Genomic DNA, 14,825 nt, shown 5'->3' on the forward strand with positions numbered 1-14,825 from the left:
ACGTATAAAAAAACCGCGATTAATTCGCGGTTTTTTTTATTTAAAACATATTATTTACGGCGCAATGCATCCGAAATTGCTTCAACCAACTGTTGAGAAATTTCTTGTTTAGATGCTTTCTCTAACTCACGCTTTTTCATGTGGTAGTTTTCAGCAAAGAAAACCGTCATGGCATTTTCATCAGAAGCAAAACCAATATCTGCACGTGACACATCATTACATGCAATCATATCTAGTTTTTTAGCGACCAGTTTTCCTGCCGCATATTCTTCAACATTTTGTGTTTCGGCTGCAAAGCCCACCATAAATGGGCGCTTTTCCTGACCCGCAATGGTTGCCACAATATCTGGATTTTTCACAAGGGAAACATTCAACTCATCCCCTGCCTTCTTAATCTTATGCTCGGCAATTTCTGCTACGCGATAGTCTGCGACTGCGGCAGTTGCAATGAAGATATCACAGCCTGTCTCTAACGAGTTCATACTGATATCTAACATTTGTCTTGCTGAGGCAACATTTACTCTTTTTACACCATTCGGTGTATCTAAACTTACGGGTCCAGCAATTAGAGTCACTTGCGCACCAGCAGCATAACAAGCAGCAGCTAAAGCAAAACCCATTTTACCGGTACTGTGGTTCGAGATATAACGAACAGGATCAATCGCTTCACGCGTTGGTCCAGCGGTAATCACAACTCGCTTTCCAGCCAACAACCCAAATTTTTCAGCGATTGCACGTTGAGCCTGATGGAAATAGCCAGCCACTTGTCTTGCAATTTCTTCTGGCTCTGGCATACGGCCTAAACCGACATCACCACACGCCTGCTCACCCGCATCCGGCATGATCACATGCACGCCATCTTCGACCAAGGTTTTTAAATTTCGTTGTGTTGCTTTAGCCGCCCACATTTGCTGGTTCATGGCAGGTGCAACCCAGACAGGAGATTTTGTTGCCAAAAACACTGTACTGAGCAAGTCATCTGCTAAACCATGCGCAAACTTTGCCAAAGTATCGCAACTTGCAGGCGCAACCAGTAATAAATCAGCCCAACGTGCTAATTCAATATGTCCCATGCCCGCTTCAGCCGCAGGGTCTAAAAGTTCAGTATGGACAGGATTACCAGAAAGGGCCTGAAACGTTAGTGGGGTAATAAATGCCTGAGCACCATGTGTCATGACCACACGCACGTCAAAGCCATAATCTTTAAGGCGACGGACTAAAATGGCACTTTTATAGGCAGCAATTCCGCCAGTAACAGCTAAAACAATGTTTTTATGAGGAATAACACTTAGATCAAAGCTCACGAACAGGATACCTTACTGTTGCAGTGGCGCTCACAATAGCATTAAATACGCGCAGACCCAAGATTGATTGGGCAAACAAAATAAAATTTTAAGCGAATAATGCTGGGGAATATGAATACTTCTATTAAAAATTGGCCCGAACAAGAGCGGCCAAGAGAACGGTTATTGCAACAAGGTCCTCAAAGTCTCTCTGATGCAGAGCTATTGGCGATTTTTCTTCGCTCAGGCTCCCGACAACATTCAGCAGTCGAATTGTCACGTTTACTCATTCAACACTTTGGTAGCCTAAATGCAGTATTTGATTCATCGTTAAGTGAGTTAACTCAATTTAATGGAATTGGAGCAACAAAATATTCACAATTATTGGCAGTCAAAGAACTCGGACGACGTTATCTGGACCATCACTTTCAGCAAAACTATCTTAGTCTTCACTCTTCTGATTTAGTTTTAGATTATTTGCGCTATGAATTAAAAGGCGAGAAACAAGAAGTCTTTGCAGTGCTGTGTTTAGATCCAGAATTAAGAAAGCTTCATTTTAAAAAGCTATTTTTTGGTTCAGTGCAGCATTGTGCTGTCTCGGTCAATCAAACCCTACGCTACGCCTTACAACAACATGCTTGCCAGCTCGTTATCGCACACAATCATCCATTTGGTTCAGCGCAGCCTTCTGCCGAAGATATTGCCTTAACTCAACAACTGGAACATGCCTGTCAACTTGTCGAAATACATTTGTTAGATCATTTTATTATCTCCCCAGAAGGAAGCTTTTCATTTGCTGAACAACAACTGCTCAACCCCGCAACAAGATCAGTTCAATAATATTGACAAAGCTTAACTAAGCCTAGAAGATCGAAACAAAAATAGTGATGCTTAAAATAAAATGATTGTTCGTGATCAACCTAGTATTTTCAAAGTTTTATTCTCTTGGCGAGGGACGATTTTACCAAAAATTCTCCCTTCTCTAGGTGTTGTTATGTTGATCTCGTCAATCATTGGTGGCGTAGAATATATCAATCTGTATCGCTTTCCAGAGATTCCTTTGGTTGGCTTTACTCTCATTGGCGTCGTACTTTCTATTTTCTTAGGATTTAAAAATACTGCGTGTTATGACCGTTGGTGGGAAGCCCGAAAATTATGGGGCGTTTTAATTGCAACTTCACGCCATTTTGACCGTGACTGCCGGATTTTGACTCAGGCCCGTCGAGAGCGTGTCATTCAACATGTGATTGTTTTTGCTAACGTGTTACGTGATCGTTTACGCCGTCAGACAGCGAACCCAACTGAGCTCATACAAACCAGTGGTATGAGCCAGCAAGCACTCACCCAGCTCTATCAGCAAAATAATGCCCCTCAATACACCTTAAGCCTCATTCACTGGGAATTATTGCAAGCGCTTAAAGAAGGTGAAATCTCTGACATCATCTATGCACAGATGAATAAAAATGTTGCAGATTTAAGTGTTGTGCAAACTGGCTGTGACCGAATCGCCAATACGCCCATTCCATTTGCCTATTCAGTTTTGCTCAATCGCACTGTCTATTTTTTCTGTTTTATGTTGCCATTTAGTCTTGGTTCATTGCTTGGTTTAGCAACACCTTTACTGGTTGGGATTTTGGCATATACATTCTTAGGACTTGATGCACTAAGCTCAGAAATTGAAGAGCCGTTCGGTACTCAAAGTAATGATTTACCTTTAGATGCCATGGTACGTAGTATCGAAATTGAACTTTTAGGAACGCTAGGAAAACCTACCCCGCCACCCATTCAGGCTCAAGATAATAACTTACTGTAAAGTCTTAGAGGAAACGTTCCCAAATGCCTTGCTGATTAGCAGCGGGTTTAGGTGTATTTCCCAGTTTAATCCATGGCATATTTTCACCATGAAAATCACTGCCAATCGATACGGCTAACTGATATTGCTCAATCATCCGATCAACCATCTGGCGAGTAGATAAAGTTTCCATTGGTGGAGGTAACTCAATTGCGTCTCCACCTGAAGTTGCGAACAATTCAATTAAATATCGAACGTTAGTTGCAGATAAATCATAACGAGTAGGATGTGCTAAAACTGCCAACCCTTTACTTTCGTGAATCATGTCAATTGTTTCTTTTAACCCTAATCCTTCAAATTTTACAAAAGCACGTCTTCCCTCTTTTAAGAAACGATCAAATGCTTGTTGAGGACGGGTTACAACTTTTTTCTCGACGAGTGTTTTAGCAATGTGTGTTCTGGTGATGCGGTCTGCCTGATCTTCTACTTTGGCAAGAACATCTTCATAAATCTGAAAACCGATACATTTTTCTAATAAATCGCAAATTACTTTAGCTCTTTGTGCTCGTACTCTTTTTTGTTGTTCTAATGCTTCTAAAATTGGTGCTTCATTTTGCATGTTTAAAGCGACAATATGTACGCCATAACTCTTTTTGGTTGTTGGACGTGACCACTGACTTGAAATTTCTGTACCAGAAATGATCTTTAAATCATGACCTTGTGCAGCAATTCTAGCTCGCTGCAACCCATCCATTGTATCGTGGTCAGTTAAAGCCAAAGTATGCAAATTCACATCTATAGCAGCTTGCACCAGTAATTCCGGAGACAAAGTTCCATCAGAAATATTGCTATGTGTATGTAAATCTATGCCTTGCATCTTTTATACTATGCCATTCACCAAACCTGATCAGATACTCTAACATGAAAGCACTTCTGGACTTTGTTCCATTAATTATTTTCTTCTATTTGTATAAAACAGTTGATCCAACCGACACACAGCATCCTTTACTTAAACTGATCGGGTCTGCTGGCGGTGCCGATAATAATAATATTCTTGTAGCAACTACTGGCTTAATTATTTCAATGCTTGTGGTATATGGTGCCCTATTTGTTTTCCAAAAATTCCGTCTAGATAAACAACAGTGGTTTGTACTGTTTATGACTGTCATTTTTGGTGGCATCACCCTCATGTTAAGTGATGATTTCTATATCCGTCTGAAAGCTGCAATTTTAAATTTAGTTTTTGCTGGCGCATTCTTGGTTTCACCTTGGTTTGGTAAAGACCGTAAGCCACTCATCCGACGTTTATTTGATCCTATTTTAGACTTAAGTGAAAAAGCTTGGAAAAATCTAAACTTCGCTTGGGCAGCCATGTTTGTAGTAATGTCTTGTTTGCATGTGTTCTTTGCATTTTTATTTCACGGCGGAAAATATTGGGGTGAATTCACTGCATTTGGTGACATGATTGTGATGTTTTCATTTATCATTATTCAGTTCATTATTTTACGTAAACATTTTAAGTCACCAGACGCTTAAAGTGGTTCCTGATTGATTATAGAGATACGATTACATGCCTTTTTTTGTTCTAAGCTGTACCGATAACGAAGGAACTCTAGAGAAGCGCTTAGCAGTACGCCCTCAGCATATCGAACGTTTGCAAAAACTTGATGATGAAGGCCGCATTGTTGCAGCGGGAGCTATGCCAAAAGACCCTAATGATCCTCAAGCAGGTTTTTATGGCAGCACCATGATTGTTGAATTCGACAGTCGCGAAGCATTAGATGAATGGTTAAAAGAAGAACCATTTCTCAAAGAAGGCATTTATGCCCATATTGATGTAAAACCGTTTAATAAAGCATTTCCAAAAGGGTAATCGCATGCAGCCTGCAATCAAAAGCTTTCTTGGCTTGTGTTTGATATGTTCAACTGCTGGAGCAGTTGAACCTGCTGCAACACCAGCAACACCGCCGCCAAGCGCGCCTTCAACTCAGACTTCGAACAAGCCAGTTCCAACAGCTGGTACAACGGTGTCGACCGCAATAAAACCACTCACGGCTGAGCAACTTGCAAAGAATAAACAACAGCAAGATGCGAAAATCAAAGCTTTAGTTCAAGATCAGGCATCTCGTTTAAAACAGTTAGAACATGCCAATCTTGAAGCACTTGCTCAGAACCAAGAGTTACAGTTAAAAAATGATAGCCTCTCTGTTCAGGTTCAAGTCTTACAAAGCGAACGTAGTGCGCAAATGTTTTTATATGGCGCGGTTACCTTAGCTGGTGGCGTATTGCTGGGTTTCTTTATCTCTAGTTATATTCATACAAAACGTCGACGCCAGTGGTAAATCTAAGCGATCTATTAAACTAAATGAACGTATCAAACCGTATACAAACAGCAGAACTGGACTGGGAATTAATCGATGGTATCGAGGTTCCCATTTCCAAACAATTTGGTGATGTCTATTTCTCTAAAGATAATGGCCTACTTGAAACACGACATGTTTTTCTAAATGGTAACGACTTATCAGAACGCTTAGCCAATCTAAAAGATTTTGAATATTTCAGTGTAGGAGAAACCGGTTTTGGTACGGGTTTAAACATTCTTGCACTTTGGCAACTTTGGCAACAAGTCCGTCCTGATAATCAAAGCCATTTACACGCCATTAGTGTTGAAAAATTTCCACTAAGTAAAGCTGACCTCATTCGCGCTTTAAATGTCTGGGATGAGCTTAAACCTCTTGCAGAGCAGTTAATTGAACAATATCCGCTCCCTATTGCTGGGTGTCATCGCTTAACTTTTCCAAACGAGCGTTTTAGCATCGACCTATGGTTAGGAGATGCACAAGACATTTTCCCAAGCATAGCGAAAACTAAAGCAGTAAATGCTTGGTTTTTAGATGGCTTTGCGCCCTCTTGCAATCCAGAGCTGTGGGAACAAAATGTTTTAAACCATATTGTTCGTCTTTCTGACTATGGCAGTACATTTTCCTCTTTTAGTGTCGCAGGTGTTTTAAAACGTGGGCTAAAGGTGCACGGTATTAGTATTTCTCGTCCACGTGGTTTTCGGCATAAACGTGAAATGCTCAAAGCAATCTGGAATCCACCTCAATCTGATGAAGTGTCCTCACCATTAGACCTAGTTCACTCATTGAGTAATGAACAACAGCATATTGCGATTATTGGGGCCGGTATAGCAGGTTTAACTACGGCGTGGGCATTTGCAGCACGCGGGCATCAAGTCACCTTATATGAGCAAACAGAAGCATTATCTGGTGCTTCTGGAAACCCTTTGGCATTACTTAATCCAAAACTATGCCCAATTGAACAAAGTCATGAACATCTCATGACTTTAAGTTGGCAACATGCCTTAAATTTTTATAAAAATTTTCAAGCATTCCGCCCACTTCAAATACAACAAGTCGCATTGAAAAATGCAGATGAGCTTCTAGATCTTGTCAATCAATATCCAGCTCAGGTTGTTACCCACTCACCGAACTCACTTGAAACTGCATATTCAAGTGTTTTACTTACCGAAGCGGGTTCTGTTTCACCACATCAATTACGTGATGAAATTTTGCAACATCCCTTAATTGATCTAAAAATTGCCAATATCACAGCACTGGTTTCTTTTGAAAATAAAGTTCAAATCATAAGCGAGAATAAAACTATCGATGAAAGCGACCATGTGATCGTATGCTGTGCACGTCAAAGCGCGACTTTTTTTGAAAGCTATCCACAGTTAAAACCAATACGTGGACAAGTAAGCTGGGTTGATAATACTTGTGCTCCCCTGCCTTTACAGGAAGCCTATAGCTATGGCGGCTACTGTATGCAACTTGATACTTCACAGATGATTTTAGGTGCGTCTTTTTATCCAAATCGCGAGGATCAAGAAGTACTGCCCGAAGACCATGTGCATAACTTTGAATTAATCCACAGCGTATTTCCTGAATATGCACAACAATTGCCTCCTACGACCACTTGGCAAGGCCGAGCATCTATCCGCGCACAAAGCTTAGATTATTTTCCTCTCGTTGGAAAAATGCAGGAGAATAGCCGAATTGCTACTTTTGCTGGTCTTGGTTCTAAAGGCTTCTTATTTGCTCCGCTATGCAGCGAGATTTTAGTTGCCCAAATGTTAGGAGAAGCTTGTCCAGTACCGGACCGCTTATTACAAAAATTAAATCCTCAAAGATTCCAAAAAAAAGTAAAAGCTAAAAAGCCTTATTTCAAACCACAGTAGTTCAATTCCATAAAAAAGCACCCGAAGGTGCTTTTTTTTATGCGCCCTGCTCTAGAGGCAAGCCGGCATCACGAGCTGCACGTGTCCCCCCCATCAGCACGACATATTCACGCGAGGCATCGAATCCTTCTAGTGTCTCAGCTGCACGAGGAGCTTTGCTACCACCACCACATAAAATATAAATCGGCTGACCCGCAGAGACCTGGTTCAAAATATCAGCATTCAAATCATTAATCGGGCGATTTACCGCACCTTTAACATGCCCTTCTGCATAAGCATTTGTATCACGGACATCCCAGATAACAGCATTTTCTGGGAATTCAAATGTTGTAATTTCTTGTTTACGGATCATTGTGCACTCCTTTGATGTAAACAACACTTGGCAAATGAAGAAAACCCTCTTAGCATCTCAAATATTCTTTCCCTTTGTAAAGGTCTAAACTATGCCTTCTTTCGATATTGTCTCTGAATTAGAGATTTTTGAAGTTAATCATGCCGTACAGAACACACAAAAAGAGATTGCAACACGTTTTGACTTTCGTGGTCATGATGTTTCAGTCGAAATAAACGAAAAAAATAAAGAAATTAAAATCAGTACCGAAAGCGATTTCCAGTGTGAACAAGTTTACAACATGTTAGAAAATCATTTTTATAAACGTAAAATTGATGTACAAGCTCTAGACCCGCAAAAAGCTGCTGCTTCAGGCAAAAATTTTGTACAAGTAATTAAACTTAAAGACGGTCTTGACTCGGATACTGCAAAAAAAATTAATAAAGCCATTAAAGAAAGTGGCGTTAAAGTGCAATCTTCTATCCAAGGCGACAAAATTCGTGTAACGGATAAAAAGCGTGACACTTTACAACAAGTGATGAACTTTTTACGTGAACAACAATTTGGTGTGCCATTACAGTTTAATAACTTTAAAGATTAATCTTTTGTCGTGACATTCAAAGCTAAGGTAATTCCATGTCTCAATCCAATCGTCTATCAAAACTGGTAAAAGCGACTTCAAAATTCCCTAAAGGTATTCGGAGTACACTTTGGAGCAAGGCGTTTGGTCGTATCGTGCCAATGGTGGGTACAGCAAATATTCGCTATCTGGAAGTAGACTCAAACCACGTTACTGTCCGCTTAGATAACCAAAAAAATATGCAGAACCATATTAAAGGAGTCCATGCTGCTGCTATGGCTCTTTTAGCTGAAACTGCAACAGGTTTTCTAACGGGTTTACACATTCCTGATAACCGCATTTTATTAATCAAATCATTGCATGTAGATTATTTAAAAGTGGTTGAAGGTGGTTTGACTGCCACAGCAACGCTATCCGCTGAACAGCAAAAGTTTATTGCGGATAATGAGAAAGGTGAACTTGTGATTCCGGTTACTGTCATTGATGATGCAGGCAATGAACCAATCCAGTGCCAAATGCTATGGGCATGGTTACCTAAACGTAAGAAATAAAGATATAAAAAAGCCCAAATTTGAATTTGGGCTTTTTTATTATACACAAGATGCTAAAAACTTTTGTTTTGCTTCTTCAGGTATTTGACGCTTATTACCTTTTACATCAACTGCTACAAAGGTAAAGACTCCTTCAGTAATGCGTATTGGCTCACGAGAGTCATCATGACTATCCCAAACTTCAATTTGCATTTGAATAGAAGTATTTCCAACTTTTAAGATTTTGGTATAGCAGCTAATGACAAAGCCAACCTTTACTGGAACCAAAAAGGTCATTTGATTAATGGAAATCGTAGCACAACGACCACGACTGAAACGTTCTGCGTGAATTGCTCCAGCCAAGTCCATTTGTGACACAATCCATCCACCAAAAACATCACCACTCCAGTTTGTATCAGCTGGCATGGCAATCGTTTGTAAGGATAAAACCCCTTCTGGTTTGGTATAAGCTTCTGACACCTTAGCTCCCGAAATTCGTTTAAAGTTGTTGATCAAGCCACTGCTGCAATTCAGGCGCACGTAATGCGCCGCTAATACGCGCAACCTCTGTCGTTTTGTTCATTAAGACAAGTGTCGGAATACTTCTCACATGAAAAGCTTGGCTCAAGCGAGGAGATTCTTCGGTATTAATCTTGGCAAAAATAACGCCTGGATTCTGTTTTGCGACCTGCGCAAAATGTGGCGCCATCATTTTACAAGGTCCGCACCATTCTGCCCATAAGTCTATGAAAATAGGTAAATCACTATTCGTGATGTAGTTACTAAAATTTTGCTCATTTAGCTCAATAGGCGTAAGCGGTAGTAATGGCTGATGACATTGCCCACAGCTCGGTTGCTCAGGAATTTTTTCTTCAGGAACTCTATTCTTTGCACCGCACGATGCACATACAATAATCATTTACACCACTCCTATATGCTGATGTAAAAATTCTAATTGGGTTATCACTGCTTTTTCAAACCATGAACCGTGATAAATATCAAAATGTTTCATATCCCACTCATGATAACTCACAAAAGGCGCAATATTTGTCGCAGCTTCACGACTTGATTCAATAGGAATAAGGGAATCTTTTTGAGCTGCAATAAATAAAACCGGAATATTAATCTGCCGTACAACTTGAATTGGGCGATATCTCATCAAATTAAAAAAGACACGCGCGGGAACTTCCCCACTCCAATAATAGTCAGGATTTACAATCGATAAATAACCATAATAACTATCTGCAGTAGGCATAAAACACAAATTATGTTGATCAGCGACAGGTAATCTTTTGGGATTAAGCCCCATTTTTGATCCCATATAGTCCTGACTCGATAACTTCAATGCTTGAGGATAGCGTTGCAAAGGATAGAGCTTGGCAGTTTCAGCCCCATCTACATAAGGAATTTGTACTAAAATTGCCTGAATATTCTTTAACTCAGAAGCCAGACTTAGCGCATATCCCCCACTTAAGGAGGTCCCCCACAACACAATCCTTCGATTATCCACAAGCTTACAAGTCGAAGCATATTGAATAACTGTCTTCCAATCTTCTAACTGAGAATTAATAGAGACCATTTCTCTGGGCTTACCAGTGCTCCCCCCCCAATATCGATAATCAAACAAAATAACAGCATAACCCGCCTGTGCGAATCGCTGTGCATATTGAACTAATTTAAATTGACGCAACGCAGCAAAACCATGGGCCATAATAATTACGGCAGATTTTTGATTTGTTTTTGGAATATAAAAATCAGCTGCGATCGTTTCCTGACCACATGGAACATATAAAGGCTCAACCATATAAGCGTGCATATGTGCTCCGTTGAAATAGAATATGAATAACCAATTTTAAAATAGCTTGATGATCTTTTTTTAAATTTACAGCTCAGCTATAAGACATAACTTTCTCAGTCAGAACAACACACGAGTGTCTTGTATCTCAGGTTAAGCTTAATGCTATGATACAGCATAAGAGGTTTTGTTAAATTTTGGAGTGACGAAATGTCAGAGAATGTTGGTTTCGCAGGTCAAATCGGTCCAGAACATGTTGGCCAAGTTGTAGAAAAAGGATTTAAATCGATTATTAATAATCGACCAGATATGGAAGGCGGCCCAGAACAACCTACAAGTGCTCAAATTGAAGAAGCAGCACGCCAAGTAGGGCTAGATTATGTTTATCAACCTGTTGTAGCTGGGCAGATTACAGAACTTGATGTACGTACTTTCGCTAATCATTACAATGAGTTGCCAAAGCCTGTACTTATGTTTTGCCGCACAGGAAACCGTTCAAATAATCTATATCAATTAGCGAAACAAATGGATTTATTAGACGACTAAGTTAAAGAAATTAAGATCCTATAAAACCCTATTTCTTCTTTAAAATAGGGTTTTTGATAACTTATTTTGCATATCTCTGCACGAATTCAACAGAACTAAAAATAATATTGCTCTAAAGTATTTAAATCTTTTTGAATCATTTATTAATTTTTATGAATAAATTTATATTCGCTCTTTTAAGTTGTTTAATTCTTACAGCGTGTTCTTCAATGCAAGTAAAACCTACAGTTGGAGTAACTATGGGTACACGAATTTAATTAGCTAGCTGCTCATAAATATAATGAGCAACCTCATGAAATATATGTTATTTTATAAATCTAAAAAATTATTTTAAATAACTTATCATTTTAATTGGGGATAATGATGAAACTTACTCATGGGGTATGTGGGATTACTTTGGCTGCTTTTTTGACAGCTTGTGGTGGAGGTGGCAGTGATGGCTACTATAACCAAAATTCAAATTCTGGCTCTACAACAACGCCAACCACACCATCAACAGATCAAGAGTTGGCGACTTCTGTTTTAAATAGCGTAAAACAAGAAGGAAAATATTTATTTGGTGCCTATGATATTAATAATGAAAATCTATCAAAAGGTTACATTGATCACGCATTAGACACCTTCGCCCAAGGTCCACTCAAGTTAACATTAGATATTCGAAAAGTAGATCTTACCAAGTACTCTGACCATTATCGTGAGAAATGCTTCATTAAGAGTACTACAGACTACCGCGCCTGCTACGTATTTAAAGGTGAAGAAATTAAAACTTTACTCACTGGTTATAGTGACTGGGACTTTGATATTACAGCAGATGATTTAAAAAATATTAAACTGGCAAGCGATAATACATCTCCAAATTTAGAGGATTATCAATCAAATACCAGAATTTATATTTTTCAAAATGAAAATAATGATAAAAACTTCCAAGATGTGACAATTACTGGGGCCTTTGCATATCCATTCCAACAGTCATGGGGACTTGAACAAACCAAGCAAAAAAGATTTGTATTAATCAACTCCACAACAAGTGATTATAAAATCACTACAACTACTATTGTTCAAGATCCAGAGACAGGCCAACCAACTGAAAAAGAAGTGACTACCGGTGCAATGAGTGTATATAAAGATAATACATCAACTGATGGTGATCTCTACGTAGTACAAGGTGGTTCTGGTTTCAACGTACTTATTAATGATAACCCTAATGTTCCTTTTGCAGAGCCAATTTCATTTGTTGTGAACTCAACTCCAGGTAATACGAACATTGCGATATACAAAGTAAAATCAGGTAATCAGCAAATATTAAGTCTACCAAGTATTACTAGCCTTGAAGGAAGTCGTGTTGAAAATGAATCTTCAACAACGAATGCACAAAAATTTAATGGCAGTATTTATCTGGAAGGACAAAATATTTTTACTTTTAAACAAAGCTTAAACGGAACTACATTAAACTTTAAGCATGTCATTAATGGTATAAGCATCGAAGGTCAATCTACTAATCAAAATGGGACTGTTTCCACCACTATAAAAACACCTTTTATGCAAAAATTTACATTTTAAAGCTAAATAATTGGAACCAAACCCTCTGCTCAAGAGGGTTTTTCTATATATTCTAAATATCTATTAAAATAGCTTAATGAAAATGTTCGATATTATTATCATTGGCGCAGGTACTGCTGGTATTAGCGCATATAAAGAAGCCGTTAAACATACCAATAATATTTTAATTATAAATGATGGCCCTTGGGATACCACTTGTGCTCGTGTAGGCTGCATGCCCAGTAAAATCCTCATCTCTACAGCAAATCGAATGTTTGACATTCAAAATGCTCAAGAGGTTGCTTTGGGTGTATCTGCAAAAATTAATACTGATCAAGTGATGCAGCACGTACAAACATTGCGTGATCGTTTTACTCAGGCAACTTTAAAAGATGTAGAACAATGGCCGACTGAACATAAAATTTCTGGTAAAGCACATTTTATTGATGCACAAACTATAGAAGTTAATGGGCAACGGTACCAGTCAAAAAGTTTTATTCTGGCAGTTGGTTCAACTCCTAATTACGATAAAGCTTGGAAAGAAGAACTTGGTAATCAGCTTATAACAACAGATCAAATATTCGAGTTAAAAACACTCCCTAAATCTATTGCTGTCATTGGTAGTGGTGTGATTGCCCTTGAGATTGCTCAAGCAATGCATCGTTTAGGTGTAGAAACTACAATTTTTGCTCGCAGTAAACGAATTGGAGTACTGACTAGCCCGAAACTTCAACAACTTGCGCAAAAAGAACTAGCGAAAGAGTTAAAAATTCTATTCGAGACTCTACCAAGTGAAGTTAAGTGTAATTCTGAGGAAGCTATATTAAATTATAAACTTGAAGAAAAAGAGAAAACTCTCAAAGTTGAATATGTTCTAGCTGCAACAGGCCGTTCAAGTTTACTTGATACTTTAAAACTAGAAAATATTGATGATTCTTTTGAAGATATTAAGCTGTTACCTATAAATGCAAAAACTAAGCAATTAGAACAATATCCAATTTTTATTGTCGGTGATGCCTACACTTCAACGCCATTACAACATGAAGCTGCACATGAGGGCAAAAAAGCTGTTCATAACTGTTTGAACTACCCACAAGTCAATTCAATTAAGACTCTTACCCCATTAGGAATTGTATTTAGTGATCCAGAAATGGCGATCGTTGGGCAAAGTTCTAAACAACTAAAAGAGACTGGTATAGACTTTATTACTGGCGAAGCCTCTTATGAACGACAAGGTAGAGCTATCGTCCTTGGAAAAAACAAAGGAGGCATTGAGGTTTATATCGAAAGAAAAAGCCAAAAACTTCTTGGTGCCGAGTTATTTACAGAAGCCACAGAACACATGGCCCATCTATTAAGTTGGATAATAGGTGAAGGTTTAACTTTAAATGATATTTTAGGGAAACCCTTTTATCACCCAACTCTAGAAGAAGGTCTTCGCACTGCTTTAAAACATGCTCGTAGACAGTTGAAATGATCAATTTTAGAAGAGCTCCTTTAATAAAAGTTGGCTCTTCTATACATTAAATTGTTTTAATTAATTCATTTGATGTGAAATAACCGCAACTAGTGAAGTATTCTTTTCAGATGAACTAGTATATATCCATGTCTCTAAAGCCTTTCCATCTTTAGAAATAATATAATTTGTTGTAGTCAAATTTTTATCTTTAGATATTTCCTTTTTATAAGTTAAACCAGTAGATTTTGGGGGCAACCAACTTTCTAAACTCTTCTGAATTTCAGTTGAGTTTCCTTTATTTATAAATAATGAACATACGCCGTTATCGATTTGAGTAATAACAAACTTTCCTTCTGAAGAGCTTATCATCCAAGCGTTCCCATTATAATGTTTTAAAAAATGTGCAGCATATTCATCAGGCATTTGAGTAAAACCCATATTTTTTGCTTGTTTATTTATTATTTCTGGATTTCCTCTAGAACTAACACAAATATTTAAAAAAGCTGTTGTGCTAAATAAACTTTCTACAGCTTCATTAGCATAGATAGATTTACTAACAAATATTATAGCTAGCATACACAAAAATATTTTTAATCCTACAAATTTCATTATTCATACTCTTGTTATCATTTTAAGGTATTTGGTTTATATCATAATTCATCCCAAAATTATTCTATCATTTCCAGTTTACTTTCTGCATAAAAAAACACCCCCTACATAGTAGGGGGTG

Annotated in this window: 19 protein-coding genes; 12 read left to right on the top strand and 7 right to left on the bottom strand. The window is 38.3% G+C overall.

Translation table 11 applies throughout. The annotated features are described in order from the left end of the window. Positions 1-50 precede the first annotated feature (50 nt). A complete protein-coding gene (coaBC, locus tag MSG66_RS12880) occupies positions 51-1,304 on the bottom strand; it encodes a bifunctional phosphopantothenoylcysteine decarboxylase/phosphopantothenate--cysteine ligase CoaBC (protein ID WP_324654311.1) in 1,254 nt (417 codons plus the stop codon). 99 nt (positions 1,305-1,403) lie between these two features. Here coaBC and radC point away from each other — a divergent pair, with 99 nt between their 5' ends. Both radC and MSG66_RS12890 read left to right on the top strand, forming a co-directional pair. After that, positions 1,404-2,123 (top strand): RadC family protein, encoded by a 720-nt coding sequence (gene radC / locus MSG66_RS12885; protein WP_324654312.1) that lies wholly within the window; start codon positions 1,404-1,406, stop codon positions 2,121-2,123. Between the two features lie 61 nt (positions 2,124-2,184). Further along, positions 2,185-3,096, top strand: a complete 912-nt coding sequence (locus MSG66_RS12890) for a bestrophin family protein (protein ID WP_262473766.1) — start codon at positions 2,185-2,187, stop codon at positions 3,094-3,096. A gap of 4 nt (positions 3,097-3,100) precedes the next feature. Here MSG66_RS12890 and MSG66_RS12895 read toward each other — a convergent pair whose 3' ends face one another. Next, complete coding sequence (locus MSG66_RS12895) at positions 3,101-3,952, bottom strand: PHP domain-containing protein (protein WP_324654313.1); 852 nt, start codon at positions 3,950-3,952, stop codon at positions 3,101-3,103. A gap of 44 nt (positions 3,953-3,996) precedes the next feature. Here MSG66_RS12895 and MSG66_RS12900 point away from each other — a divergent pair, with 44 nt between their 5' ends. Genes MSG66_RS12900 through mnmC form a run of 4 tightly spaced genes read left to right on the top strand, consistent with a single transcriptional unit; the run spans position 3,997 to position 7,315 of the window. Continuing rightward, the gene (locus MSG66_RS12900) at positions 3,997-4,611 is read left to right on the top strand and encodes a septation protein IspZ (protein WP_262473763.1); all 615 of its coding nucleotides are present in this window, start codon (positions 3,997-3,999) and stop codon (positions 4,609-4,611) included. A 34-nt stretch (positions 4,612-4,645) separates the two neighbouring features. Beyond that, positions 4,646-4,948 carry a YciI family protein gene (locus MSG66_RS12905; RefSeq protein ID WP_324654314.1) on the top strand — a complete coding sequence of 101 codons (303 nt, stop codon included), beginning with the start codon at positions 4,646-4,648 and terminating at the stop codon, positions 4,946-4,948. Between the two features lie 4 nt (positions 4,949-4,952). Further along, positions 4,953-5,417 carry a hypothetical protein gene (locus MSG66_RS12910; RefSeq protein WP_324654315.1) on the top strand — a complete coding sequence of 155 codons (465 nt, stop codon included), beginning with the start codon at positions 4,953-4,955 and terminating at the stop codon, positions 5,415-5,417. 23 nt (positions 5,418-5,440) lie between these two features. Continuing rightward, positions 5,441-7,315, top strand: coding sequence for an FAD-dependent 5-carboxymethylaminomethyl-2-thiouridine(34) oxidoreductase MnmC (gene mnmC / locus MSG66_RS12915; protein ID WP_324654316.1), 1,875 nt, complete (start codon positions 5,441-5,443; stop codon positions 7,313-7,315). Positions 7,316-7,352: 37 nt separating this feature from the next. Here mnmC and MSG66_RS12920 read toward each other — a convergent pair whose 3' ends face one another. After that, positions 7,353-7,667 carry a rhodanese-like domain-containing protein gene (locus MSG66_RS12920; protein WP_004638747.1) on the bottom strand — a complete coding sequence of 105 codons (315 nt, stop codon included), beginning with the start codon at positions 7,665-7,667 and terminating at the stop codon, positions 7,353-7,355. A gap of 91 nt (positions 7,668-7,758) precedes the next feature. Between MSG66_RS12920 and MSG66_RS12925 the strand changes: the two genes are divergently transcribed. Together MSG66_RS12925 and MSG66_RS12930 are read left to right on the top strand one after the other, a co-directional pair. Then, positions 7,759-8,247: a YajQ family cyclic di-GMP-binding protein gene (locus MSG66_RS12925; protein ID WP_004638746.1), complete on the top strand. Its 489-nt coding sequence runs from the start codon at positions 7,759-7,761 to the stop codon at positions 8,245-8,247. Between the two features lie 35 nt (positions 8,248-8,282). Then, positions 8,283-8,777: a DUF4442 domain-containing protein gene (locus MSG66_RS12930; protein WP_005804736.1), complete on the top strand. Its 495-nt coding sequence runs from the start codon at positions 8,283-8,285 to the stop codon at positions 8,775-8,777. Between the two features lie 39 nt (positions 8,778-8,816). On the opposite strand, the gene MSG66_RS12935 is transcribed toward MSG66_RS12930, so the two are convergent. The 3 genes from MSG66_RS12935 to MSG66_RS12945 are packed head-to-tail and all read right to left on the bottom strand — an operon-like array spanning position 8,817 to position 10,572. Next, positions 8,817-9,236: an acyl-CoA thioesterase gene (locus MSG66_RS12935; protein WP_324654318.1), complete on the bottom strand. Its 420-nt coding sequence runs from the start codon at positions 9,234-9,236 to the stop codon at positions 8,817-8,819. A 19-nt stretch (positions 9,237-9,255) separates the two neighbouring features. Next, a complete protein-coding gene (gene trxC, locus MSG66_RS12940; protein ID WP_324654319.1) occupies positions 9,256-9,675 on the bottom strand; it encodes a thioredoxin TrxC in 420 nt (139 codons plus the stop codon). Next, entirely contained in the window at positions 9,676-10,572 is an 897-nt protein-coding gene (locus tag MSG66_RS12945; protein ID WP_324654320.1) for an alpha/beta hydrolase, read from the bottom strand. 189 nt (positions 10,573-10,761) lie between these two features. Between MSG66_RS12945 and MSG66_RS12950 the strand changes: the two genes are divergently transcribed. The 4 genes from MSG66_RS12950 to MSG66_RS12960 all read left to right on the top strand — a co-directional run bounded on the left by MSG66_RS12950 (position 10,762) and on the right by MSG66_RS12960 (position 14,113). Then, the gene (locus MSG66_RS12950; RefSeq protein ID WP_005036085.1) at positions 10,762-11,097 is read left to right on the top strand and encodes a TIGR01244 family sulfur transferase; all 336 of its coding nucleotides are present in this window, start codon (positions 10,762-10,764) and stop codon (positions 11,095-11,097) included. Positions 11,098-11,249: 152 nt separating this feature from the next. After that, positions 11,250-11,354 (top strand): lipoprotein, encoded by a 105-nt coding sequence (locus MSG66_RS18710; RefSeq protein WP_371864353.1) that lies wholly within the window; start codon positions 11,250-11,252, stop codon positions 11,352-11,354. A 106-nt stretch (positions 11,355-11,460) separates the two neighbouring features. After that, the gene (locus MSG66_RS12955; protein ID WP_324654324.1) at positions 11,461-12,657 is read left to right on the top strand and encodes a hypothetical protein; all 1,197 of its coding nucleotides are present in this window, start codon (positions 11,461-11,463) and stop codon (positions 12,655-12,657) included. 82 nt (positions 12,658-12,739) lie between these two features. After that, positions 12,740-14,113, top strand: a complete 1,374-nt coding sequence (locus MSG66_RS12960) for a dihydrolipoyl dehydrogenase (protein ID WP_324654321.1) — start codon at positions 12,740-12,742, stop codon at positions 14,111-14,113. Between the two features lie 60 nt (positions 14,114-14,173). On the opposite strand, the gene MSG66_RS18715 is transcribed toward MSG66_RS12960, so the two are convergent. Next, positions 14,174-14,704 carry an NMCC_0638 family (lipo)protein gene (locus tag MSG66_RS18715; protein WP_420714261.1) on the bottom strand — a complete coding sequence of 177 codons (531 nt, stop codon included), beginning with the start codon at positions 14,702-14,704 and terminating at the stop codon, positions 14,174-14,176. Positions 14,705-14,825: the final 121 nt, after the last annotated feature.

The sequence above is a fragment of the Acinetobacter sp. IK31 genome, assembly GCF_035615195.1.
GTDB lineage: Bacteria > Pseudomonadota > Gammaproteobacteria > Pseudomonadales > Moraxellaceae > Acinetobacter > Acinetobacter calcoaceticus_C.

Coding starts and splice junctions, on each gene's coding strand:
- MSG66_RS12910 (WP_324654315.1), top strand. CDS start 4,953: ATGCAGCCTGCAATCAAAAGCTTTCTTGGCTTGTGTTTGATATGTTCA.
- MSG66_RS12960 (WP_324654321.1), top strand. CDS start 12,740: ATGTTCGATATTATTATCATTGGCGCAGGTACTGCTGGTATTAGCGCA.
- MSG66_RS12955 (WP_324654324.1), top strand. CDS start 11,461: ATGAAACTTACTCATGGGGTATGTGGGATTACTTTGGCTGCTTTTTTG.
- MSG66_RS12895 (WP_324654313.1), bottom strand. CDS start 3,952: ATGCAAGGCATAGATTTACATACACATAGCAATATTTCTGATGGAACT.
- mnmC (WP_324654316.1), top strand. CDS start 5,441: ATGAACGTATCAAACCGTATACAAACAGCAGAACTGGACTGGGAATTA.
- MSG66_RS12945 (WP_324654320.1), bottom strand. CDS start 10,572: ATGCACGCTTATATGGTTGAGCCTTTATATGTTCCATGTGGTCAGGAA.
- trxC (WP_324654319.1), bottom strand. CDS start 9,675: ATGATTATTGTATGTGCATCGTGCGGTGCAAAGAATAGAGTTCCTGAA.
- MSG66_RS18715 (WP_420714261.1), bottom strand. CDS start 14,704: ATGAAATTTGTAGGATTAAAAATATTTTTGTGTATGCTAGCTATAATA.
- MSG66_RS18710 (WP_371864353.1), top strand. CDS start 11,250: ATGAATAAATTTATATTCGCTCTTTTAAGTTGTTTAATTCTTACAGCG.
- MSG66_RS12900 (WP_262473763.1), top strand. CDS start 3,997: ATGAAAGCACTTCTGGACTTTGTTCCATTAATTATTTTCTTCTATTTG.
- MSG66_RS12950 (WP_005036085.1), top strand. CDS start 10,762: ATGTCAGAGAATGTTGGTTTCGCAGGTCAAATCGGTCCAGAACATGTT.
- MSG66_RS12890 (WP_262473766.1), top strand. CDS start 2,185: ATGATTGTTCGTGATCAACCTAGTATTTTCAAAGTTTTATTCTCTTGG.
- MSG66_RS12920 (WP_004638747.1), bottom strand. CDS start 7,667: ATGATCCGTAAACAAGAAATTACAACATTTGAATTCCCAGAAAATGCT.
- MSG66_RS12925 (WP_004638746.1), top strand. CDS start 7,759: ATGCCTTCTTTCGATATTGTCTCTGAATTAGAGATTTTTGAAGTTAAT.
- MSG66_RS12930 (WP_005804736.1), top strand. CDS start 8,283: ATGTCTCAATCCAATCGTCTATCAAAACTGGTAAAAGCGACTTCAAAA.
- radC (WP_324654312.1), top strand. CDS start 1,404: ATGCTGGGGAATATGAATACTTCTATTAAAAATTGGCCCGAACAAGAG.
- MSG66_RS12905 (WP_324654314.1), top strand. CDS start 4,646: ATGCCTTTTTTTGTTCTAAGCTGTACCGATAACGAAGGAACTCTAGAG.